Consider the following 22,957-nt stretch of genomic DNA (forward strand, 5'->3'; position numbering starts at 1 on the left):
TGCGCGAATTGCCGGCGGCTTTCGAGGCGATGTAATCATATATTTCACAGACCCAACCCTTTGCGTATTCCTGCGGGAAGGGCTGAGGGGCGGAGGCACCATCAATGCTTGTCAGTTTCAATTGGTTGCGCGAATTTGTGCCCTTTGAGGGCGAGGCTCAGGAGTTGGGCGACCGCCTGACCATGCTCGGGCTCGAACTCGAATCCATTGATGATCCGTTTGAATCGGTCAAGGATCTTGTTGTCGGGTACGTTGTCGAGTGCGTGAAGCACCCGGAGGCCGAAAAGCTGTCCGTTTGCACCGTTGACGTGGGCGACGAAGTCGTGGAGATCGTTTGCGGCGCTCCCAACGTGGCAAAAGGGCAGAAAGTGCCCGTTGCCAAGGTCGGCACAGTCATGCCCGACGGCATGAAAATCAAGAAGGCCAAGCTGCGCGGCGTCAAGTCGTTCGGCATGATCTGTTCGGAACGCGAACTCGGTTTTTCCGAAGATCATGAAGGCATCTGGGTATTGCCGGAAGACCTGACTGTGGGCGACAAGTTGGTGGATGCCTTGAATCTTGAACGCACGGTGCTCGATTTCGACATTACGCCCAACAGGGCCGATGCCTTGTCCATGCTGGGATTTGCCCGCGAGACAGCATTGGCCTTCGACCTGCCTCTGACCATGCCCAAGTTCAATCTCGTCGAAGCCGGAGGCAATGCCTCGGATGATATTTCCATCATTATCGACGATTCCGAGTTGTGCCCGCTATATCAGGCCCGGGTCATTCGCGAGGTGCAGACCCGCAAGTCGCCGGACTGGATGCGGTTCAAGTTGCTTTCCGTTGGTCAGCGGCCCATCAGCAACGTTGTGGATGTGACCAACTACATCATGTTCGAGTTGGGGCAGCCCCTGCATGCCTTTGATCTGGACCGCATCGAAAAAGCCACCATCCGTGTTGCTCCGGCACAGGACGGCATGAAGTTCACCACCCTGGACGACATGGAGCGCACGTTGACCGCGCGTGACCTGCTGATCTGGGACGGCGTCAAGCCCGTGGCCCTTGCCGGCGTCATGGGCGGGCTCAACTCTGAAATGACGGCAACCAGTTCCAATGTGTTGCTGGAGTCCGCCGTGTTCCGGCCCGGCACCGTCCGCAAGACCGCCCGCAGGCTTTCCCTGCCCAGCGAGGCGTCGTATCGCTTTGAGCGCGGGGTGGATCAGGTCATGAACACTTTTGCCCTGAATCGGGCCGCCCAACTCATGGCCGAGACTTCCGGCGGAAAGGTGACCTCCGGCATTGCCAAGAATGAACCGACCCCGTGGCAGGACCGCAACCACATTTACCGCCATGACCGTTGCATGAAATTGCTCGGTCTGGACCTTGAGCCGGAATTTGCCAAGAAGGTCTTTGTGCTCGAAGGCTGTACGGTGGACGATTCGAACAAAGACGAGTGGAAAGTTTCATCGCCTTCACATCGTCTTGATCTGGAACGTGAGGTCGACCTGTATGAAGAGGTGGGCCGGGTTCACGGCCTGGACAGGATTCCCGCAGTGCTTCCGCGTGTTTCCAAATCCCTTGAAGGCGGCTGCGTGACCGCGGAAACCGAATACGGTTTTGTGCGTTCACTCAAGCGTTGGGGGATGGGGGCCGGACTCAACGAGGCCATCAACTACAGTTTTGTGGGGGACGACGATCTCGATCGCCTGAACCTTCCCGAGGAAGGCCGGGTGCCCATAGCCAACCCGCTTTCTGAAGATCAGAATGTCATGCGCATGGATATTACTCCGGGCCTTCTGAATACGCTCAAGAACAACCTTGCTCAGGGTAATGGTCATATTCGCATTTTCGAGGTAGCCAAGAAATTTGTGGCCGACACCGCGTCCGACACGGAAACCGCCGAGCACCTGCGGCTCGGCATGTTGCTGTATGGCCCGCGCCATGCCGCAGACTGGCCGTGGCCCCAGGAAGATGCCGATTATCTGGATATCAAGGGCCATGTCGAACATCTGCTTGAGGACCATCTCAAACTGGATGAACCGGATTGCGTGTTGGTCAAGGATCACCCCTACCTTGAGCCGTGCATCAACGTCATGATCGGCGACGAACTGGTGGGCGTCATGGGGCAGGTTCGGCCCGACATTGCGGATTTCTACCATGCGCGCAAGTCCGTATGGATGGCGGACATGGATGCTGCCAAGCTGTGGAACATGGTGCGTTCGCACAAGATCAGCTTCAAGGAACTGCCCAAGTTCCCGCCGAGCCGGCGCGACATCACGGTCATTGGTCCCTCTTCCCTGCCTGCGGGCGCGGTGCGGGACGCCATTGCCGAAATCAAGGTGCCGCTGCTGGAGTCCATCCATCTTGTCGCGGAATATGCTCCCGAAGACAACAGCGAAGAGCGCAACCTCTCCTTCCGTTTGACGTATCGTCATGCCAAGAAGACCCTCAAGGACAAGGAAGTCGAGAAGCAGCACAGGCGCGTGGTGGATGAATTGCTCAAGAAGTTGCCTGTGCGCATTTAACCCATATATTCATGTTTTCAGTGGGCCGCCTGCAGGCGGCCCTTTTTTTTGTTTGCAAACCACGGGCAGTGGAAGTATCTACTTTTCGCTGCAAAGAATCATTAACAATGAGGAACACGATGTCCGAACCCGGCAGTAGTTGCCATGCTCGACACCGAAATACGGGAGCGTTCTTCCGGCTTCATCGCTGATTCCCCACAGTCGTGGGGTATTCGTTCATGCCGGTCACGTTTTCCGGCAATGCAAGGCGGATATTCCATGCGTAATTCTTTTTCTTCGGCAGAGCTTCAACGCCTGCTGCACACCAATGACCATAAAGGGCTTACGGCCCTGTGCGAAGCCGCACATCCGGCTTCCGTAGCTCATGCGGTTGCCGAATTCGGTCTCCGTGATTCGGTGGCGGTTTTCGATCAACTGCCGCTACACGTTGCGACCGATGTATTTTCCCATCTTCACACGGCCCATCAGGAGCGAATCATGGAAGGCTTGAGCCGCCGTCGATTGACGGGGCTTGTCTCTTCCATGCAGCCGGACGACCGCGCGGCCCTGCTGCGTTCTTTGCCTGACCGATGCAGGGATGCGATTTTGCCGGGGCTTGCACAGGCCGAACGTGACGACATACTGCGGCTCATGGCGTATCCTTCCCATTCGGCAGGTGCGGTCATGACTTCAGAATATGTTTCGCTTGCCCCGCAAATGAGTGCACGAGAGGCCATCGATACCTTTCGGCTTGTGGCGCCGGATCGCGAGACCGTCTATTACGCCTATGTGCTGGACGACGACCGGAAACTGGTGGGAGTGCTTTCCCTGCGGGAGCTCATTCTGGCCCGGCCTGAAAGTCTTGTTCATGAAATCATGAAAACGCGCGTGCTTTCCGTCCGAGCTGAACAGGACAGGGAAGAGGCTGTGGAGATCATCGCCCGCTACAATCTGCTTGCTCTGCCTGTGCTGGACGAACAGGACAGGTTGGTGGGCATCATAACCCATGATGATGCCCTGGACGTTTTGCAGAACGAGCATACCGAGGACATGGAAAAGTTCATGGCCATCGGAGGCCGGCACGAAACCGGCACCTATGTGAATACGCCGTCGTGGCGTCATTTCGTGAACCGGGCACCCTGGGTCATGGGGCTGGCTGTGTTGGGATTGGTTTCCGGCAGCATCATCCACAGTTTTGAGGATTCCCTGATGCATTTGGTTATTCTCGCCCTGTATATGCCTATGCTGGCGGATACGGGGGGCAACACGGGAAGTCAGTCGGCCACCGTAGTCATTCGTGCCATCGCGCTGGGCGAGGTGAAGCCCGGGGATGGCTTGCGCATCATGTTCAAGGAATTGAAGATATCACTGTTGTTGGCGGCAGTGCTTTCGGTGATGGCCTTCGGCAAGGTACTTTTGCTTTCACATGGCGTGGTACTGCCTGTCGGCATCTCCCTGTATTCCCTAGGGCTGGCTGTTGCCGTTGCCTTGGGGGTGCAGGTGGTTACGGCAACTCTTGTCGGAGCCATGTTGCCGATGATTGCCTCAAGGTTGCGTATGGATCCGGCGGTGGTCGCCAGCCCCGCCCTGACCACCGTGGTGGATATTACCGGGCTGCTCATTTATTTCACCACAGCCCGGCTGCTGCTCGGCGTATAATGAAAAAAGCCCCCGGCATCCTTGGACGCCGGGGGCTTTGTTTGCATGTTGTGTGCTACTTGAGCCAGGAATCAACCTGTTCCTTGTTCTCGTTGATGAAGCGCACAGCGTTCTTGTAGCGGTCGGCGCCCTTTTCCTGGTTCCAGGCCATGATCATCTGCAGCTGGTTGGCATCCTTGTAGGAGAACTTGTCCAGGAAAGCATAGACTTCAGGCATGTCTTCCTTGAGGCCCTTGCGGACGACGGTATCAATGTGTTCTTCCTCGCCCAGCACTTTCTTGGGGTCTTCAAGGTACTTGAGGTCCCATTTGCCGAACATCCAGTGGGGCGACCACGCGGTGACCACAACCCACTTGTTGTCGCGGATGGCGTTGGCCAGGGTGGCGGTCATGGTTGCGCCGGAACCTTCGATCAGTTCCATCTTGTCCAGACCGTATTCCTTCATGGCCTCTTCGGAAAGGGCCATCAGGCCTGCGCCCGGATCGATGCCGATGATCTTGCCGTCGAATTTGTCGGCATTTTCATTGAGCTGGGTGATGGAGTCGATGGTCACATAGGAGGGAACGGCCCAGCCAAGCTTGGCTCCGCCCACGATGGGACCGAGGTCTTCGACCTTGTCTTTAACCTTTTCGAGGTATGCGGCATGGGTGACGGGCAGCCATGCGGTGACCATGGCATCTGCGTCGCCGGTTCCCAGGGCCTGCCACATGGCGGCAGCGGCAACCGGAATGATTTCAACCTCGTAACCCATGCGTTCCTGCAATACAGCTTTAACCACATTGGTGCTGGCTGCGGCGCAATCCCATTCCACATAGGCAAGCGTGACTTTGCCTTTGCCGGCAAAGGCGGGGACGGAAAGGGCCAGCATCAGCAGAGCGACACAAAGCATTTTCATCAGTTTCATAAGTCTCCTCCGTGTAATAGTCGTTTTAGTTTCTTTTTTTAGTGCCAACTTTCTGCAGCACCCGGTCCAGAATCATGGCCACGATGACAATGCCGATACCGGCTTCGAAACCGTTGCCCATCTGCAGGCGCTGAATGGCTTTCCACACTTCTCCACCAAGGCCCTTTGCACCGATCATGGCAGCGATGACAACCATGGACAGGGCCAACATGACGGTCTGGTTTACGCCTGCCATGATGGTGGGCATGGCCAGTGGCAATTCCAGCTTGAACAGGCGTTGCGATCTGTTGGAGCCGAAGGCTTCGGCGCATTCCACAAGCTCTGGTGGAACCTGTTTGATGCCGAGGCAGGTCAGGCGGATGGCCGGGGGCATGGCGAATATGACCGTGGAGAAAATGGCCGCTACCTTGCCGAGGCCGAAGAACGGAATGGCCGGGATGAGGTAGACGAACGCCGGCATGGTCTGCATGACATCCAGCGTGGGCATGACGATCTTGTGAATCTGGCCGCTCATGGCCGCGCCGATGCCCAGCGGCACGCCGATGGCGATGGCGATAAGCGTGGCGATGAGCACGAGGGCTATTGTACTGACAGTAGCCTTCCACAGCCCGATGTTCAAAATAAGCAGAAGCCCGAACAGAGCGAACAGGCCAATGCTTTTTTTCTTCGAAAGGCGCCAGGCCAGCAGCGAAACAACAAGGATGAAGATGAGCGGCGGTACGGCCAGCATGGCGTCTTCCAGCACATCAAGACCGCTCTCCAGAACCGCGGAAAGGGCTTTGGTTGCAAAGGCGCAATGGTCCACCAGGAAGTTGATAAAGGCTTCAATGCCTTCTCCGAGGGGTATTCTAGGAATTTGCATCAATGTTCCCCCTTTCGGCGAGAGCGGCCAGCAGGCGGCCCCGGACGATGACGCCCTTGAGTTTTTTGTTTTCATCCACCACTGCGAGCGGATACGGCAGGTCGTAGATAATCTGTATCAGTTCTGCGGCCGGGGTGTCGGGCAACACTGTGGCAGGATCCTTGATCAGGATGGAGTTCAGGTCCCGTTCTCCCTTGGCCACCAGGTCGCGGCAGTCTTCTGCCGTAACCACGCCGACCACCTGGTGCGAAGCGTTGAGGGTGATGAGGCAGGAAATGGCGTTGGTTTTCATTTTTCGCAGAGCTGCTCGAGGACCATCGTTTTTCAGGCTGGCCACGGCTTCGGATTTTTTCATAACGGTTTCCGCAGTGAGCACCTGGGTGATGTCGGCAGTCTCGACGAATCGGGCCACGTATTCGTCGGCCGGATTTGTAAGGATATCTTCGGGAGTGCCTATCTGCACGATGGCGCCATCCTTCATGAGCACAATGCGGTCGCCGATCTTGAGCGCTTCGTCAAGGTCATGGCTGATGAAGAGAATTGTTTTCTGCATTTTGTCCTGCAGATTGATCAGCTCGTCCTGCATGTCGCGCCGGATGAGCGGGTCGAGCGCACTGAAGGCCTCGTCCATGAGCAGGATGTCCGGGTCCAGCGCCAGGGCGCGGGCAAGGCCCACTCGTTGCTGCATGCCACCGGAAAGTTGGGTCGGATACGAATCTTCCCAGCCATCAAGCCCGACCAGCGACAGGGCTTCCATGGCCTTTTCGCGTCGGGTCGCAGGGTCAATGCCTTCGATTTCAAGGCCGTATTCCGCGTTTTGGACCACGGTTCTGTGCGGAAAGAGCGCAAAGTTCTGAAAAACCATGCCCAACTTTTTTAACCGCATCTCTCTCAGTTCGTTGCGATCGAGCTGCGTGACGTTTTGTCCGTCGATCCATACGTTGCCCGAGGTGGGTTGAATCAGGCGGTTGATACAGCGAACCAGTGTGGACTTTCCTGAGCCGGAAAGTCCCATTACAACGACGATTTCCCCTTCTTCAACGGAGAAGGAGGCGTTGTTGACGCCCACGCCGTGTTTTGTCTTTTCCATGATTTCATCTTTGGACGCACCCGCTTCAAGCATTTTCATGACTTTCTTGGGAGCTGAACCAAAGATTTTGTAAAGGTTTTCAACTTTGATTTTACTCATGCACCATATCCGGTTTCAGGTTGTACCTAGCAAAAAGGCTAAAAAAAAGAAAAGATGAGAAAAAATACAGTAGGCTAGCAGGGGGGCTGCCGATCTTTCAGACCGCGCGGAAGAGAAACTAGATGAGAATGGCTTTCATGCTCGGAAATGAAATGGCCATGTCTGTATTTAAGATGTGTTGCAGTGTTTTTTGTAGTCACAATGTGTAACTGTTGCATTGTCTTGCTGTATTGTACGACCATTTTTGATGCAGTAGGTGTATGATACAGTATCTAGTGCGTGTTTTGAGGTCGATTTTTGTTTCTTTGTATAGCAGTCGAAAGTGTGTTGTTGCAGCTTGGTAGCGGCTCGATTTGACGAAGCGCATTGTTTTTTCAAGTTTATATTGAATAGATAAAATAAGAATGAATGTCAAATTGCAGTAAAAAACGAGATTTCACCTGACTGGAAGCAGTTAAGAGCGTTTGTGGGTGGTTGTGGGTGGTTATGGCCTTTTTACTTGATTTTCTGATGTAGCATTTTATTATGACGCGGATGTGGCCGGACTTCTTGACTTGATCCCGTGTGAGATTCCGGCAGGGACGTGCCGGATCGTTATAATTACGGCTTTCCTGAAATAAAAAAACCGCGATAAAAGCCTTGAACATGACTTTTCGCGGTTTTTCGGAACATATCGCCTGAATTCAATAGGTGAACAGCTCCCGGACCAGAGCTCGCGCGTCGGTTTCGTTCATCTCCCGGGGGTTGCATTGGGTGGAGGCAGAACTCAGCACGGCCTGCACAATCGTATCAAGATCGTTGAGGGTGCGGCCTTTGAAGGGGTTTTGCAGGCCAAGGCGCGCGAGAAGCGCGGCGATGCCTACCAGAAGATCCTGTCCGACAAGTGTGCTCAAAGTTTTGTAATCATGGGCCATTTGGGTGCGGTTGTAGTTGAGCACGTAGGGAAGGCATGCTGCACATGCGTGCCCGTGCGGAATGCCATAGCTGCCGCCGAGAGGGCCGGCCAATCCGTGCACAGCCCCGAGTCCTGACGAGGAAAAAGCCACGCCTGCCAGAAAGCTGCCTTGCAGCATGTTCCGGGCGGCGATGCGATCGGTGCCGCCGTTTTCAAAAAGTGCGGGCAGGTTTTCGTAGAGCATGGCAGTCGCCTTGAGGGCCAGCTTTCTGCTGAACCACGTGGCCTTGTTGCTGACGTATGATTCGATGGCCTGGGTGAGCGCATCCATGCCCGCATGGGCTATGACATGCGGCGGCAGGCTTTTGAGCAATGCCGGATCAAGGATGACCAACCGGGCCATCATGCGTGGCGAGCGTAGCGACTGTTTGATTCCGGTTTCAGGGTCGGTAATCACGGCCACGGTGGTGGCCTCCGCCCCTGTTCCCGCCGTGGTGGGAATTGCAATGAACGGCATTGAGGCCGCCGTGGCAGGAATCTCGGCGTCAAAAAGCTGGGCAATGGAATGTTGCGGCGCATGCAGGGCAGCGGCCTTGGTCAGGTCGAGAATCGATCCGCCACCAAGCCCTGCGATCCAGTCCACATTGCTTGTCCGTATTGCGTCAATGAGAGCCAGCAATTGCGTCCGGGTGGGCTCGCCGCCCGAGTATTCCCATGTTTCCAGTTCCATGCCTGTGGGTGTATTGGCCGTGATTTTCGAGACCTTGCCGCGCCGCCGCATGCTTTGCCCGTGAACGAGCATTCCTCGGTTGCCGAATTGTCGCGCCTTTGCCGCAAGCTGTTCGGCCTGGTCGAAGCCGGTAATCACTTCGCCGGGAAAGGTGGCCTGGGTGGGAAGGATGTCATATGTTCGCATAGTTTTTCTCCATATCGGACTGCGATTCATTCTTTTTTCATGTCGGCAATGTGCAGGGCCACCCCGGCTTCATGCAACAGTTTCTGCTCCCGTTCGTTCGGATTCTTGTCCGTGAACAGGGCATCCACCTGCGTGATATGTCCGATGCGGGCCATGGCTGTTCTGCCGAATTTGCTGTGATCCGCCGCCAAGAGTGTTCGGGTGGCATTGGCGATGATTGTGCGCGATATGTGTGCCTCATGGATGTCGAAATCGAGCAGATGCCCGGATTCGTCAATGCCGCTCAAAGTCAGGATGCCGTAGTCCACACGAAAGCTGTCAAAATATTCCAGCGTGGTTTCTCCGGTCAGGCCCATGTCCCGACCACGCATGGTACCGCCCGCCACCATGATTTCGAAGTCCTTTCGGTCTTTGAGGATAAAGGCCACGTTGAGGTTGTTGGTGACGATTCTGAGTCCTTTGTGTGAGGACAACGCTTTTGCGCATTCCTCGGCCGTGGTGCCGATGTCGATGAACAGGGAGGCGTTGTCCGGTATGTGTCTGGCCAGCAGCCGGGCCAGCGACTTTTTCCCCCTCCTGTGCAGCACCTTGCGGTCTGTGTAGGCCAGGTTTTCAACCGTGGTGGGCAGCCCGGCCCCGCCGTGGTAGCGTTGCAGCAGTTCTTGTTTTACCAGCCGGTTGATGTCGCGGCGCACGGTTTGCGGAGTAACAGAAAAGCGGTTGGCCAGAAACTCCACGGAAACGAATCCCTGCTTGCGGGCCAGTTCCAGAATTTCCGCATGGCGTTTGGAGAGGGGGGGATCCTTTTGGGGTGTCTGGTTCGTTTTTTTGCTTTCAGGTGTTTTCTTACTCATGCTCATGAATGTATTTCTTTTCGGAAGCGAAAACAACAATTACATTTGTGTTTGAAACCGAACATATTTTCATTGACTTGGTGTTCACCTTTGCTACTTTTTGCGTGTGCATGGCCGGAGGTCTTGTGGTTCCGGTCGAAACAGGGAGTATTGATGCAAACGCAGGTGTTGATCATAGGGGGCGGCGTGACCGGGGTAGGACTTGCCCGCGATCTGGCCTTGCGCGGAGTGGACTGCATTTTGGCCGAGGCATATGACCTGAACGCCGGAGCCAGCGGTGCCAACCATGGCCTGCTGCACAGCGGTTGCCGTTATGTTGCCAGCGATCCGCATTCCGCTCGGGAGTGTCATGAGGAAAGCTCCCTGCTCAGAAAGCTGGCTCCCCATGTCGTGGAGGAGACAGGCGGGTATTTTGTTGCCGTGCCCGGAGACGATGAACGATACATTGCCGATTTTCCAGGCAGGTGCCGTTCCGCGGGAATTCCGGTGCGCTCCCAGGACGTGCCCGCGGCTCGGGAGCAGGAACCGGAACTGGCCGGAAATGCCGTGGCTGTTTTCGAAGTGCCGGATGCAACCGTGGACCCTTTTCATCTTGTTCTGGATACGCTCACCCATGCGCGCGAATTGGGAGCCCGTTTTCTGGGCCATACCCGTCTGGAAGGATTCGAGATGCGGCAGGGCCGGGTCGAAATCGCCCGTTTGCGCAATACGCGTAATGGCAGGGAATATCGGGTTCGGGCCGACCAGATCGTCAATGCGGCCGGTGCATGGGCGGGCGAGGTCGCTGCCATGGCGGGTGGCAACGTGGCCATGCGCTGCGTCAAGGGCACCCTGCTGGTGACGCATGATCGCATGACCCGCCGGGTGATCAATCGGCTGCGGCCTCCGGGAGATGGCGATATCCTCGTTCCCGGTGGTACGGTCTCCATTCTGGGCACCACGTCCGTTCGCGTGGAATCTCTTGACGATATAGCACCTACCGTGGCCGAGGTGGACGTGAACGTGGAGCAGGGGAGCGCCATGGTTCCCGGCCTTGCCTCCACCCGCTACATTCGCGCCTATGCGGGTGTGCGTCCATTGCTCCTCGAGCAGGACGACAGCAGCGACCGCAACGCCAGCCGAGGCGTGGCCCTGCTGGATCACGAGCGGGACGGGCTGCAGAATTTCGTGACCATAACGGGCGGCAAGCTGACCACGTTCCGGCTCATGGCCGAACAGACCGCTGATTTGGTCTGCGCACGACTCGGTGTGCATGCTCCCTGCCGTACCCGGACTACGCCGTTGCCTGCGGCCGAGCCGTGGCGTTGGAACGAGGCCGGGCTGGCCCGCAAGGGGTGGCTTTCCGAACATGAGCCGGGGGATGTTCTCTTGTGCGAATGTGAAATGGTTCCCCGGAGCGGGGTGGATGCCATTCTGGATATGGCCGCCGAAGAGGGTGAAGCCACGGGACTCAAGGCCCTGAACCGGCGCAGCCGTGTGGGCAAGGGGGCGTGTCAGGGAACGTTTTGCGGCCTGCGGCTGACGTCCTACCTGTATGACCGGGATGATCTTGATTCGGACGAGGGTATTGTTCAGTTGCGGGATTTTCTGGAGGAACGCTGGAAGGGACAGCGTCCTGTCTTGTGGGGGCCTGCCGCGGCGCAGGCTGAATTGCAGGAGGCGCTGTATTGCGGGCTCATGGGGCTGGAACTGCCTTCAACGGACAGGGAGGGCGCATGAACCCGGAAATCCGGTGCGACCTCATGGTGGTGGGATCCGGGATTGCGGGCATGGCCGCTGCCGCCTTTGCGTCTGCGCGGGGATTGCGCGTGGCGCAGGCCGGATTGGCCACGACCACCATGTTCGCCTCGGGATGTTTTGACCTGCTGGGGGTATCTCCTGAAACCATGAAGCCGTGTGATGATCCGTATGCGGCCATTGGTGAGTTGCGCGCCAGCAATCCTGCGCATCCGTATGCCCGCATGCACGATGATGCAATTCGCGCGGCGTTTGGCGAATTTCTGGATTTTTGCGCAGGGTGCGGGGTTTCCATGCATGTCCGGGAAGGGCGCAATATGCACCTTCCCACTCCGGTGGGCAGCGTGAAAACCACATATGCCGTGCCCGAGAGCCTGTTGCACGGCGTTCGCGTCATGGAGGACGAATCCCTCTGTCTGCTGGTGGATGTGCGCGGGCTCAAGGGCTACAGCGCCCGTCAGGTGGCGGCTGCGTCTCAGGGGTTGATCAATGTGTCCGGGGTTGCGCGTGTGGAATTCCCCGGTTTTGAAGACAATGCCGACGTGTATGTGCGGCAGATGGCCCTTGCCATGGAGAACCCGCGTATTCAGGAGGAGCTTGTTGCCCGGATTGCGCCGCACGTGCGCAAGGCCCGGGCTGTGGGACTGCCGGCCATGCTCGGCCTTGCCCGTTCCTCCGAGGTTTTGCATGCGGTGAGCGACGGGCTGGGTGTGCCTGTTTTCGAGATTCCGACCATGCCGCCGGGTATAGCGGGGGAACGCCTGAAGACTGCATTGGATGAAGGGTTGCGGGCCAACGGCGTGCGCATTTTCACTCGGCAGAATGTATTGCGGGTACGGTCGGATTCAGACAGTTTCCGGCTTGAGGTAGGCTCGGATTGGCCTGTGCACAGGGTTGCGGCCCGGGCCGTGGTCTTGGCCAGCGGGCGTTTTCTGGGGCGCGGTCTCGTGGCTGAAAGACTCGGGATTCGCGAACCTTTGTTCGATATTCCGGTTGTCCAGCCCTCACACAGGGATCAATGGCACGCACGGCGGTTTTTTGCACCGGAAGGGCACGCGGTGAACCGGGCGGGAGTTGTTGCGGACGATGATTTTCGGCCTGTGAACGAAAGCGGCGCCTGTGTGCATGAGCGGTTGTACGCAGCCGGGGCGATCCTTGCCCATCAAGATTGGATGCGGGAAAAGAGCGGAACCGGTATCGCCGTGTGTTCAGCCTATCGTGCGGTAAACGCACTTGCCCGGGAGAGTGGACTTGCGGCCAAGGGCCAAAGCGGACAACACCAGTAATCGGGGACACGGGTGCGTCGTTATTGCGGAAGCATCGGAATGTGCCATTTGTATGCCCTTCCCCCGGCTTCCATCGTCTGTTATCTTTCCATGCATGAGTGATCTTTCCGACTTCAAGCGATACAAAATCGGCCAGGCAGCCAAAATGCTTGACCTCAAGCCATATGTGCTGCGTTTCTGGGAAGGGGAATTCCCCGAGCTGGACCCTATTCGCACGGATACCGGGCAGCGGCTGTATGCTGAGGAACATCTGGAAATAATACGAGAGATAAAGCGCCTGCTGTATGATGAGGGCCTGACCATAGAGGGAGCCCGCAAGCGGCTCGAAGATCGCGAACGACACGACCTGTTGCGCGACGTGCGTACCGAGTTGCTGGCAATTCGTGACATGTTGGGTAAATGAATTTCGTGAAGGGAGGTCGGCAATGGCGTTCAGGAGCAGATGGGTTGTGATTACTGCCGGATTGGTTGTCGGTTTTCTGGTATTGGCTGCTGTGCTGGCGTTCACGTTTATTCGTCCCCGGCAACTGGCCGATCTTGCGGTGGCCCAGGTTCGTTCACAAACCGGCAGGGATCTGGATTTCGGCGGAGAGTTGAGTCTTTCGGTTTTTCCCTGGCTGGGCGTTGAGGCCTCGAACGTCACGCTGGGCAATGCGCCGGGATTCGGGCCGGAGCCCATGATGAATGTTGCTCAAGTCGAAGTACGTGTGAGGTTGCTGCCTCTGTTGCACGGCGATATGGAAGTTGGGCATGTGGTTCTTGAGGGCGTGGATCTGAATTTGGCCCGCAACGCCAACGGCGTTACCAACTGGGCCGATCTCGTGGCCAGGGCGTCCCAAGAAAAATCGGGTACGTCTTCATCGCAGCCCTCGTCGGCGAAATCCGGATCGGATGGTGTCAAGGCCTCGCCCGGAAAACAGACTTCCCTGCTTGTGCAGGAAGTGACCATGCGCGGAGTCAATCTGAAATGGGACGACCGCAAGCAGGGCAAACAATATCATTTGCGCGACGGCAGCCTGGAGTTGGAAGGGTTCAGGCTGAACCAGCCGTTTGATTTCACGTCGTCTTTCTCGTTTGTGCTCAATGATCCCGAATTGGAAGGATCTGTCCGTTTTGCGGCCAGTGCGCGTCTGGACCTTGAGCGCAAGCTGTACTCCCTGATCAACGTGGATTCCCAGATAGGGGCCAAGGGCCCGGGGGTGCCGGGTAAATCCCTGGAGGCCGATCTTCGGGCGCAGGGCATTGTCGTCGATCTCAAGGGCAATACGCTCAAAGCCGAAAAGCTTGCGCTGGATGCGTATGACGTCAATGCCCGGGCCGATCTTGCCGTTACCCGCCTGAATGCCGACCCCGTGATCACCGGAACGGTTTCCCTGTCCGAATTCGACGGCAGAAAGCTCATGGAGACTTTGGGTATCGTTTCTTTGCAGACAGCGGACGCTTCAGCATTGTCCTCTCTTGCCGGAAATTTCGATTTTCGTTTTGATTCCAAAACGTTGGCCGTATCCAGGTTCGCCATGAATCTGGACGGTTCCACTGTTGGCGGTTCGTTTGGCATCCGCAATTTCCCCAATCCCGCATACGATTTCGAACTTGCAGTGGATGAGTTGAATGTGGACCGTTACCTGCCACTCGAAACGAATTCCGGAACCCGGAAAGCCGAATCGGGTGAAACCGTTCCCAGCGGGAATGGGACCAACGCGGCAACCGTCCAAAAAAAGAAATCCGAGGAATTGTATCCCGTAGATGTTTTGCGCGGACTGGACATCCGGGGCAGGGCAGTCGTCGATCGATTGACGGTGAAGAATCTCAAGTTCAGCGGCGTGAAGGTCAAGCTGGTGGCCGAGAACAACCGTATTTCGATCGATCCCTTGCTGCTTAACGGATACGAGGGCAACGCTGATGCCGTGGTCGTGGTGGACGTTGCCGGAAATACGCCGAGGACCGACCTTGTGGCCGAAGTCAAGCATCTTCAGCTTGGGCCATTGCTCAAGGATTACAACGGAGAAGATTCCCTGCAGGGCAAAACTTCCTTGTATGCGGCACTTGGCGGGGACGGCAATACGCTTTCCGCGTTGAAAAAGACTGTTGACGGCAAGTTGTCCTTCAAGCTGCAAGATGGTGTTTTCCCGGGGGTGAATGCTTTGGATTTGGCCAAGAGTACGCAGAATTCCAAGGAGAAAACAGGGACCATCGAATCCGACGATGACGACAAGACAAAATTCGGAACGATTTCCGGTTCGGCTGCCGTAAAGGACGGACTGGTTTCCAACCGGGATTTGACGGTCATGGCTCCCAACCTGCGTGGCAAGGGCGAAGGGACCGTGAACCTTGTTTCCTCCAAGATCGATTATCTTGTTCACGTCAAGCTGGTTGCGTCCTCCAAGGGGCAGGGCGGTGCATCCTATGCCGATACGCCGGGAATCCCCGTGCCCATCCATGTTGGCGGTACTCTTGAAGACCCGTCCTATTTCGTGAATCCGGCCGAGTATATAAAGATGCTCGGTTCCGGTGTCGCGGACACCGTGGGTGGTGTGGTCAAGGGGGCCGGAAGTGTCGTGAAGGGCGTTGGAGAAGGCGTGGGCGGGTTGATCAAGAGCATCATTCCGAACAAGAAAAAGTCGGCCCAATAGGATTTGTCACCTGATTGAAACAGTTGCCGCCTGTTTTACGTCCATATTTGTGTATTGTCCCTGGAAAAGGAGCGACTCATGAATATTCTTTTCCTGTGCACGGGCAACTCGTGCCGGAGCCAGATGGCAGAGGCGTGGGGCAAGCGTCTGTGGCCGGAAATCGGTTTCTATTCGGCCGGGGTGGAAAGACACGGACTGAACCCGCATGCTGTTGCGGTAATGGGGGAGGTCGGGGTCGACATGGCCGGTCACAAGTCCAAAATGGTCGACGACCTGCCTGATGTGGCTTTTGATTACATCGTGACCCTGTGTGGGCATGCGGCCGAGAACTGTCCGTTTTTTGCCGGAGGCGGCACGCGGGTGCATCGGGGATTCGACGACCCGCCTTCTTTGGCCGCGGCAATGTCGAATGAAGAGAAACAGTTGGACGTGTATCGACGTGTTCGCGACGAGATCCGCGAAATGGTGGCAGGCATTCCCGGGAGCCTCGAAGACTAGCCGTCTTTCTTGTCTTTTTTCCCTACCAGAAGATTGAGGCGGGCAAAGGAATCTTCCAGCGTGCTCTGTTCGCCCACGAGTTGCTGCAGATAGTCGTTGATGGGGCCGACCATGGAAATGGCCTTGTCCACCTCCGGGTTGGCGCCTTTCTGGTAGGCACCGATATTGACCATGTCTTCCACGCGTTTGAAGGTGGCCATGTGCCGGAGCATTGTGCGGCTGTCCCTTTGTGCCTGATTGTCCGTGATGTCGCCGCGAACACGGCTGACGCTCTTGAGCACATCGATGCACGGGTAGTGGCCCATGTCCGCAAGTTCGCGGGTCAGCACGATGTGGCCGTCCAGAATGGACCGCACCGCGTCCGCAATGGGTTCGGTAAAGTCGTCGCCATCCACCAATACGGTATAAATGCCGGTGATGGAGCCTTTACGGCTTTTGCCCGCACGCTCGAGCAGTTGCGGAAGCTGGGCAAAGACGCTGGGCGTGTAGCCGCCTCGGGTGGGCGGTTCGCCTGCGGCCAGACCCACTTCCCGGCCCGCCATGGCGAAACGGGTCACCGAGTCCATCATCAGCAGTACGTCCTTGCCCTGATCCCGGAAATATTCGGCGATGGCCGTGGCCGTGTGTGCGGCGCGCATGCGGATGAGCGGGCTTTTGTCCGAGGTCTCCACCACGAGTACGCTGCGGGCCATGCCTTCCTCGCCCAGTGAGTTTTCCATGAACTCCACCACTTCCCTGCCGCGCTCGCCCACCAGTGCGATGACGTTGATGTCCGCCTTGGTGTAGCGCGCCATCATGCCCATGAGCGTGGATTTGCCCACGCCCGAACCGGCCATGATGCCTACGCGTTGGCCTTTGCCCAGTGTCAGGATTCCGTTGATGGCACGGACTCCCACGTCCAGCGGTTCGATGATGCGCGGACGCGAGAGCGGGTTGGGCGGATCCCGGTGCAGGGGGACGTAGCTTTCATGGGCTATGGCTCCGGCTTCGTCGAGAGGTTCGGCGAATGCGTTGACCGCGCGGCCGAGCAGTCCCGGTCCCACGGGAACATGGGGCGGGGTGCTGGTATTCCGGATCAGGCTGCCCGGGCCGATGCCGCGCATGTCCGAATAGGGCATGAACAGGCATGCGCCGTCGCGGAAGCCGACCACTTCGGCAGGGATGGGCGCGGATTCGTCGTCGGGAATGAGCTGGCAGACCGAGCCGAGCGGAGCCTTGATGCCGTGGCCCTCGGCGATGAGTCCCACGACCTTTGTGACCTTGCCGAACGTATGGCACGGGTCAAGGTCATCCAGAAGATTGATGCAGTCCTTGCAGTCCAGGGCCATTTCAGTCCCCGTCGTGCGCCGCGGCATTTTGTGCTGTGTCGTCGTCTGCAGCCGGATCGGAGCCGGATTGCCGGTCTTTTTCGTCCAGCGGGAGAACTGTCATTTCGTCAAGGATGGGTTCCACGGTTTTCCAGCGGGCGTCAACGGTGTTTTCCACCTTGCCTTCATTGGTTTCTATGATGGCGCCGCCCATTTCTATGGCCGGGTCTGTCTTGAGTTTCCACTGCTTGACGGCCGGGTTGCGTTCCTGAACCTGCGGGAGCAGGGCGTCCATGAGTTCCCGGTCTTGCGGCGAAACACGCAGGGTCAGGGTGCGCTGTGTTTCTATGCGTTCAATGGCCTGGTCCAGAAGGTTTTCCAGCACCTCCTCGCGCCGGTCATTCAGTTCCACATGCAGGACCTTGTCCACGGTCATGCGGATCAGGGTGACAATATCCTGACGCCGGGCATTCCAGACTTCTGCTCCCTGGGCCGACACCGATGCCAGCACGCCTTCCATGCTCTGGGAAATGCCGGCCACGTGCTGGTCGAGTTCGGCCTGCGCCTGGGCAATGCCTTCCTCATAACCTTCATGCCGGGCGTTTTGCTTCATCTCTTCGGCTTCGCGCATGGCCTTGGCAAGGATGTCCTTGGCCATGGCCTGGGCCTTGGAGCGCACCCGGTCCATGTACTCGCTGTCGACACTGTCGTCCCAGACGAGTTTTTTCTTGCCTTCGATGTCCTGCACGCTCATTTCGTCCGGACCGGGGGAATCCATGCCCACGATGACGCGGCCGGTGATCTTCCCGTCCAGAGAGCGATTGCCCTGTTCGGCATCGATGCATGTGGTATCAGACAAAGACATCTCCGCTTCCCCTGCTGATGACTATCTTGCCCTCGTCCTCCAGTCGGCGGACGGTCTTGACGATATTCTGCTGTGCCGCCTCGACTTCCGAGAGCTTCTTGGGCGGCATGATTTCGAGGTCTTCCTTGATCATTGCGCTGGCGCGTTCGGAAAGGTTCTTGAAGAACTTGTCCTTGAGGTCGTCGGATGCGCCCTTGAGGGCCACGGTGAGGTCCTCGTTGGAAACCTCCTTGAGCAGCTCGCGGATGCCGATGTCGTCCACCTGCTTGATGTCCTCGAAAACGAACATGAGATTGCGGATGTCTTCGGCCATTTGCGTGGACTCTTCCTCGATCTCGGAGAGCACTTCCTCTTCGGTGTTTCTGTCCACCGCGTTGAGGATTTCGGCCACCGAACCGACGCCGCCGACCTTTTTGCCTTCCTTGCCGCCCATGGCGATGAGCTGGCTTTGCAGAACTTTGTCCACTTCCATGAGCATGTCCTCGGCAACGGCTTCGAGTTTTGCCAGTCGCATGAGCACTTCGGCCCGCACGCCCGCCGGAAGGTTCTGAATGAGTTCCGCGGCCTGATCCGAGTGCAGGTGGCCCAGAATGAGAGCCAACGTCTGCGGGTGCTCGTTGCGCAGGATCTGGGCGAGTATGCGCGGGCTGACGTTTTCCAGTTCCTGGAAGGGCGTGGGCCCGGTGTCCAGATCCAGACTGTCCATGATGTATTTTGCGGTTTCCGCGTCCAGCGATTTGGTGAGCAGGCGTTTGACCTGTTCCGGACCGCCCACGAGGAGTTCGGCGCCGTAGGCAAGGGCTTCGTTGTACTCCTTGAGCACTTCCAGCACCTGTTCCTTGGGCACGGAGTCGGTTTCGAGCATGGCCTTGGATACTGCGGCTATCTCGGCGCGCTCCATGCGCTTGAATACGTCCGCCGTGAATTTCTCGCCCAATGCGAGCAGCACGATGGCGGTTTTCTGGGGTCCGGTGAATTCGCTCACGGTCTATGCCTCCTGCGTCAGCCAGTTCTTGAGCAGACGTACGGCCTGGTCCAGATTCTCGTCCGAAAGCTGGATGGCATGGGCCTTGGCGTTTTCCAGTCGGCGGGAGGTGTCGAGCAGTTCCTCGTCCACTTCCTCTTCTTCCAGCGCCAGCCGTTCGGCGCCGGGGAGTCCGGCCATTTCTTCCACTTCCTGTTCGGCGACGCGCGGCCTGATAAGGGCCATGATGACCGGCCGCACGACCAGGATCAGGAAGAGGAAGATCAGCACGCCGTTGAGGAAGGGCTTGCCCAGCCGCTGCGCGTATTCCAGCATGGTGCGCATGAGGGTCTGGCTGTCCAGGTCCTCGGGGGCGCCGAAGGAGATGTTGGATACCTCGATGGCGTCGCCGCGCAGGGTGTCAAAGCCCATGGCCTTGGACACCAGCTCGCGGATGCGTTCCATCTCTTCGGCGGAGCGGGGCACATAGTCCATCTTGCCCGTTTCCTCGTTGGCCACGTACGTTCCGTCAACGATAACCGCAACGCTCAACCGTTGCAACTCGCCGACAGGAGCCACGATGTTTTCTTCCTGCTTGTTGATTTCAAAGTTGGTGGTGCGGGATTCGCGGTTGGAATCCTGGGTGGTGCGCGAACCGGTGTAGCCGTCGCCGCGGAAGTTCACGTCCGGTTCGCCGCCGGCCAGGGAGGCCGCGCCGCGGGTGGATTCCTCGCTGCGGGTTTCGGAACGTACCACCGAGCCATCGGGATCGTAGGTTTCCTTGCGGATTGTCTTCTGGCTGAAGTCGAGGTCCGCGTTGACGCGGGCGATGACCTTGCCCGGACCCACGACCGGAGTCAGCAGTTCCTGCAGGCGCATTTCCATCTGGCGTTCCATGTTCTGCTTGAACTCCAGCTGGGTGTTGGACATGGAAACTCCCGTGTCTTCTTCGGGAATGTACAGGGGGCGGCCCTGCATGTCCGTGATGGTGATGCGTTTGGGGTCAAGCCCTTCCACGGCCATGGCGATCAGGTTGACGACGCCGTTGACTTCCTTGGGCTTGAGCTTGCCGTTGTCCTTGAGTTTCAGGATCACCGATGCGGTGGGCGGAACCTGATCTTCAATGAACAGGCTCTTCTGGGGAATGACCAGGTGGACCCTGGCCTTTTCCACCATGGGAAATTCCGAAATGGTTCGCGCCAATTCGCCTTGCAGGGCGCGCTGGTAGTTGATGTGCTGCACGAAGTCGGTCTGGCCGATCTTCACTTCGTCGAAGATTTCGAAGCCGATGCCCTGTCCGTGCAGGTTGCCTTCGCCCGCGATCTTCAGGCGCAGTTCATAAACACGGTCGGCCGGTACCATGATGGTCTGGCCATTGTCCGAGAGCTTGTACGGCTCCTTGGCCTGCTGGAGCATGCTCACGACCTTGTTGGCGTCTTCGGGGTAGAGCTTGGTGTACAGGACCTTCCAATCCGGCCTGTTCATCCAGTAGATCATGAGGATGAACGCGATAATGACGGAAAGGGCGAGGCCGGCAATGAGCATGCGCTGGGAAAGCGTTCTGTCCGCCCAGAATCCGGTGGCCTTGTTCATCAGTTCTTTCAGTGCCGGAGGCATGGTCTATTCTCCCGAAGTTTGTGGTTCCGCTGGTTGCGTCGAAATTTTCGTGTGTATGCCTAGAACTGCATCCGCATGATTTCCTGATACGCGCTCAGGACCTTGCCGCGGACAGCGCTGGTCATGTTCATGGCCAGTCCGGCCTTTTGCATGGTGATCATCAGTTCATGGACGTTGGTGTTTTCACCGGCCGCGAATGATTCGATCATGGCCGTTTTCTCGCTTTGCATGTCGTTGACCTTGTTCAGGGACTGTTTGACAGTGTCTTCGAACGAGGTGCGCGGTTCCTGCGGCTTGGCAAGGCCGTCGGCCACCGTGTTTTCAATGTTCTGCTGCCGCTTGTTGCGCTGCAGGGTTCCCATGTTGTTCTGGTAGGCCTGAAGGGCCGCGCTCTTGTTGATCATCATGGTCGGTCACTCCTGCTATTGCCCGATGGTCAGGGCTTTGTTGAACATGTTCTTCACGGTCTGGATGGTCTGCACGTTGGCCTCGTAGCCGCGCATGGCCGTCATCATGTTGGTCATTTCCTCGACCACGTTGATGTCGGGGTAATAAACGTATCCCTGGTCGTTGGCGTCCGGGTGGTTGGGGTCGAAAACTTCCTTGAACGGACGCTGGTCCACGGTCACGCCGTTGACACGAACGCCGTGCAGGTCGCGGTTACTGGCGTCCTGCATGGCCTTGTCAAAAGGCGAGTAGACCGGGCTGGACTCGAAGGACACGCTTTTGCGGCGGTAGGGGCCGCCTTCCATGGTCCGCGTGGTCCGGATGTTGGCCAGGTTCATGGAGATGACGTTCAGGTGCGAACGCTGCGCCTTGAGCCCGGACGAACCGATGTCGAGTGCGCTCATGAAATCCATTTACTTGGCTCCTTCGCTGATGATTTTTTCAAGCCCTGTGAAATTCTTTTTGATGACGCTGGTCAGGGCGTTGTACATCAGGTTGTTCTTGGCCATGGCCGCCACTTCCTTTTCCATATCCACGGAATCTTCGCCGTACACGTAGCGGGGCTTGAACTCTTTGAGTTCGTCGCCCTGGAAGCCGTTGGGATCAAAGGCCGCGGGCATATGCATCTTGTCCGTTTTGGTCAGCTTGCCTTTCATGTTCAGAGCCAGCGCGGTCTGCAGCTGGTCCTCGAATTCGAGTTTTCTGGGCTTGTATTCCGGAGTGTTGGCGTTGGCGATGTTGCCCATGACGAGATTTTGACGTTCCAGTCGCAGGTCCAGCACCTTGGCTGTCACGTTGATATGTGTTCCGAACATTTCTTTCATTTTCTTGATCCTCCGGACTGTTTTCTCGCTGGTCCCAAGTTGGGCGGCAACTCTTTCCGCCCCGGGCTCACCACGACAAGCAACTAGTGTTCCATTTTGTTTAAGTACTCAAAATAATATATTTTATTGTCTAGCAATAGCCTGCTTTGGCTGTGGGCACAGGAAAAATGTCAAAAGCACGGCATTTTGCGAAATGATGATTGAACCGGAAGAAAAGTGCCTGTTTGCAAAAAAGGATATATTGAAAGGGGTTGCGTGACGTGTTCCTGTTTATATTCAATTATTGTGAATGGTTATCTGTGCTGGTGCGGGGTATTTCGATAACGGTTGCAGTGTGTTGGCATATGGATTGCATGAGTTTTGGCCAAGCCAGTTTCGGCTGAATGAATTTCCCGCCCGTAACAGGGCAAAGGAGAAATGGAGGGGAAATGCAATGAGTGGTCATCTGGATTACGAAATCAACAAGGAACTCGGTGAATGCTACCTGTTCATGGGTGAACTGGAGAAAGCCGAGGAGTACTACAAGAAAGCCATAGGCTCCAACGGCGTGCATCCCGACCCGTATCTCGGGCTTGCCACCATCGCGGTACAGCGCGGCGCTCTGGAAGAGGCCTTGTCCCTGTATCACAAGGCGCACAATGTCGAAGCCACGGACAAGAGTTTCGCCGGCATCGGTCTTATTGAGCTGGAGAATGGCAAGCATGAAGAGGCATACTCCATGTTCACCCAGGCTCTGGACAAGAATTCCGAGTGCATGGTGGCATTGTTCAGCCTGATCAGGCTCGGACACGAGATGGAGCGCCTTGAGGACATTATTCCATATCTCAAGAATTTCCTGGAGATTCAGCCGGACAAGTTCGAAGTGCGTTATGCGCTTGCCGGATGTTACGTCTGCCTTGATCGCAAGGATGAGGCCCGGACGGAACTCGAGCGTATTCTCGAGGCTGACCCGGCCAACGAGCAGGCTCTGGAACTGCTGGCGCAGATCCAGGCATAACAAAGGTCTCCCCTCCC

Annotated in this window: 20 protein-coding genes; 8 read left to right on the forward strand and 12 right to left on the reverse strand. The window is 57.1% G+C overall.

Features of this window, described 5'->3' with window-relative positions:
* Positions 1-104 precede the first annotated feature (104 nt).
* Together pheT and mgtE are read left to right on the forward strand one after the other, a co-directional pair.
* Positions 105-2,507, forward strand: a complete 2,403-nt coding sequence (gene pheT, locus F8A88_RS03595; protein ID WP_151149711.1) for a phenylalanine--tRNA ligase subunit beta — start codon at positions 105-107, stop codon at positions 2,505-2,507.
* Between the two features lie 258 nt (positions 2,508-2,765).
* On the forward strand, positions 2,766-4,145 hold the full coding sequence (gene mgtE / locus F8A88_RS03600) for a magnesium transporter (protein ID WP_151149712.1): 1,380 nt from the start codon (positions 2,766-2,768) through the stop codon (positions 4,143-4,145).
* A 55-nt stretch (positions 4,146-4,200) separates the two neighbouring features.
* On the opposite strand, the gene F8A88_RS03605 is transcribed toward mgtE, so the two are convergent.
* From F8A88_RS03605 to F8A88_RS03630, 5 genes are all read right to left on the reverse strand, one after another.
* A complete protein-coding gene (locus F8A88_RS03605) occupies positions 4,201-5,049 on the reverse strand; it encodes a glycine betaine ABC transporter substrate-binding protein (RefSeq protein WP_241667325.1) in 849 nt (282 codons plus the stop codon).
* Between the two features lie 25 nt (positions 5,050-5,074).
* A complete protein-coding gene (locus tag F8A88_RS03610) occupies positions 5,075-5,911 on the reverse strand; it encodes an ABC transporter permease (protein ID WP_151149713.1) in 837 nt (278 codons plus the stop codon).
* On the reverse strand, positions 5,898-7,100 hold the full coding sequence (locus F8A88_RS03615) for a quaternary amine ABC transporter ATP-binding protein (RefSeq protein ID WP_151149714.1): 1,203 nt from the start codon (positions 7,098-7,100) through the stop codon (positions 5,898-5,900). Before F8A88_RS03615 ends, F8A88_RS03610 begins: the two co-directional genes overlap by 14 nt.
* Before the next feature lie 683 nt (positions 7,101-7,783).
* Entirely contained in the window at positions 7,784-8,911 is a 1,128-nt protein-coding gene (locus F8A88_RS03625) for an iron-containing alcohol dehydrogenase family protein (RefSeq protein ID WP_161598331.1), read from the reverse strand.
* Between the two features lie 26 nt (positions 8,912-8,937).
* On the reverse strand, positions 8,938-9,771 hold the full coding sequence (locus F8A88_RS03630) for a DeoR/GlpR family DNA-binding transcription regulator (protein ID WP_241667326.1): 834 nt from the start codon (positions 9,769-9,771) through the stop codon (positions 8,938-8,940).
* Positions 9,772-9,918: 147 nt separating this feature from the next.
* Here F8A88_RS03630 and glpA point away from each other — a divergent pair, with 147 nt between their 5' ends.
* The 5 genes from glpA to F8A88_RS03655 all read left to right on the forward strand — a co-directional run bounded on the left by glpA (position 9,919) and on the right by F8A88_RS03655 (position 15,919).
* Positions 9,919-11,484 (forward strand): anaerobic glycerol-3-phosphate dehydrogenase subunit GlpA, encoded by a 1,566-nt coding sequence (gene glpA, locus F8A88_RS03635; protein WP_151149719.1) that lies wholly within the window; start codon positions 9,919-9,921, stop codon positions 11,482-11,484.
* Entirely contained in the window at positions 11,481-12,788 is a 1,308-nt protein-coding gene (glpB, locus tag F8A88_RS03640; protein ID WP_151149720.1) for a glycerol-3-phosphate dehydrogenase subunit GlpB, read from the forward strand. Before glpA ends, glpB begins: the two co-directional genes overlap by 4 nt.
* Positions 12,789-12,882: 94 nt before the next feature.
* The gene (locus F8A88_RS03645; RefSeq protein WP_151149722.1) at positions 12,883-13,191 is read left to right on the forward strand and encodes a MerR family transcriptional regulator; all 309 of its coding nucleotides are present in this window, start codon (positions 12,883-12,885) and stop codon (positions 13,189-13,191) included.
* 22 nt (positions 13,192-13,213) lie between these two features.
* Positions 13,214-15,421, forward strand: a complete 2,208-nt coding sequence (locus tag F8A88_RS03650) for an AsmA family protein (protein WP_151149724.1) — start codon at positions 13,214-13,216, stop codon at positions 15,419-15,421.
* A gap of 78 nt (positions 15,422-15,499) precedes the next feature.
* Positions 15,500-15,919 carry an arsenate reductase ArsC gene (locus tag F8A88_RS03655; protein WP_151149725.1) on the forward strand — a complete coding sequence of 140 codons (420 nt, stop codon included), beginning with the start codon at positions 15,500-15,502 and terminating at the stop codon, positions 15,917-15,919.
* Here the strand turns inward: F8A88_RS03655 and F8A88_RS03660 are convergent.
* Genes F8A88_RS03660 through flgB form a run of 7 tightly spaced genes read right to left on the reverse strand, consistent with a single transcriptional unit; the run spans position 15,916 to position 21,943 of the window.
* The gene (locus tag F8A88_RS03660; protein WP_151149727.1) at positions 15,916-17,247 is read right to left on the reverse strand and encodes a FliI/YscN family ATPase; all 1,332 of its coding nucleotides are present in this window, start codon (positions 17,245-17,247) and stop codon (positions 15,916-15,918) included. The two genes, F8A88_RS03655 and F8A88_RS03660, sit on opposite strands and share 4 nt — an antisense overlap.
* Position 17,248: 1 nt before the next feature.
* A complete protein-coding gene (locus F8A88_RS03665) occupies positions 17,249-18,085 on the reverse strand; it encodes a FliH/SctL family protein (protein ID WP_241667327.1) in 837 nt (278 codons plus the stop codon).
* Entirely contained in the window at positions 18,078-19,076 is a 999-nt protein-coding gene (gene fliG / locus F8A88_RS03670; protein ID WP_151149731.1) for a flagellar motor switch protein FliG, read from the reverse strand. Before fliG ends, F8A88_RS03665 begins: the two co-directional genes overlap by 8 nt.
* Before the next feature lie 3 nt (positions 19,077-19,079).
* The gene (gene fliF / locus F8A88_RS03675) at positions 19,080-20,672 is read right to left on the reverse strand and encodes a flagellar basal-body MS-ring/collar protein FliF (RefSeq protein ID WP_151149734.1); all 1,593 of its coding nucleotides are present in this window, start codon (positions 20,670-20,672) and stop codon (positions 19,080-19,082) included.
* Positions 20,673-20,731: 59 nt separating this feature from the next.
* The gene (fliE, locus tag F8A88_RS03680) at positions 20,732-21,076 is read right to left on the reverse strand and encodes a flagellar hook-basal body complex protein FliE (protein WP_151150252.1); all 345 of its coding nucleotides are present in this window, start codon (positions 21,074-21,076) and stop codon (positions 20,732-20,734) included.
* An 18-nt stretch (positions 21,077-21,094) separates the two neighbouring features.
* The gene (gene flgC, locus F8A88_RS03685) at positions 21,095-21,532 is read right to left on the reverse strand and encodes a flagellar basal body rod protein FlgC (RefSeq protein WP_151149735.1); all 438 of its coding nucleotides are present in this window, start codon (positions 21,530-21,532) and stop codon (positions 21,095-21,097) included.
* Entirely contained in the window at positions 21,533-21,943 is a 411-nt protein-coding gene (flgB, locus tag F8A88_RS03690) for a flagellar basal body rod protein FlgB (RefSeq protein WP_151149736.1), read from the reverse strand.
* A 433-nt stretch (positions 21,944-22,376) separates the two neighbouring features.
* Here flgB and F8A88_RS03695 point away from each other — a divergent pair, with 433 nt between their 5' ends.
* Complete coding sequence (locus F8A88_RS03695) at positions 22,377-22,940, forward strand: tetratricopeptide repeat protein (RefSeq protein ID WP_151149738.1); 564 nt, start codon at positions 22,377-22,379, stop codon at positions 22,938-22,940.
* Positions 22,941-22,957 lie beyond the last annotated feature (17 nt).

Origin of the sequence: Pseudodesulfovibrio senegalensis, from assembly GCF_008830225.1 — a bacterium.
Classification (GTDB): domain Bacteria; phylum Desulfobacterota; class Desulfovibrionia; order Desulfovibrionales; family Desulfovibrionaceae; genus Pseudodesulfovibrio; species Pseudodesulfovibrio senegalensis.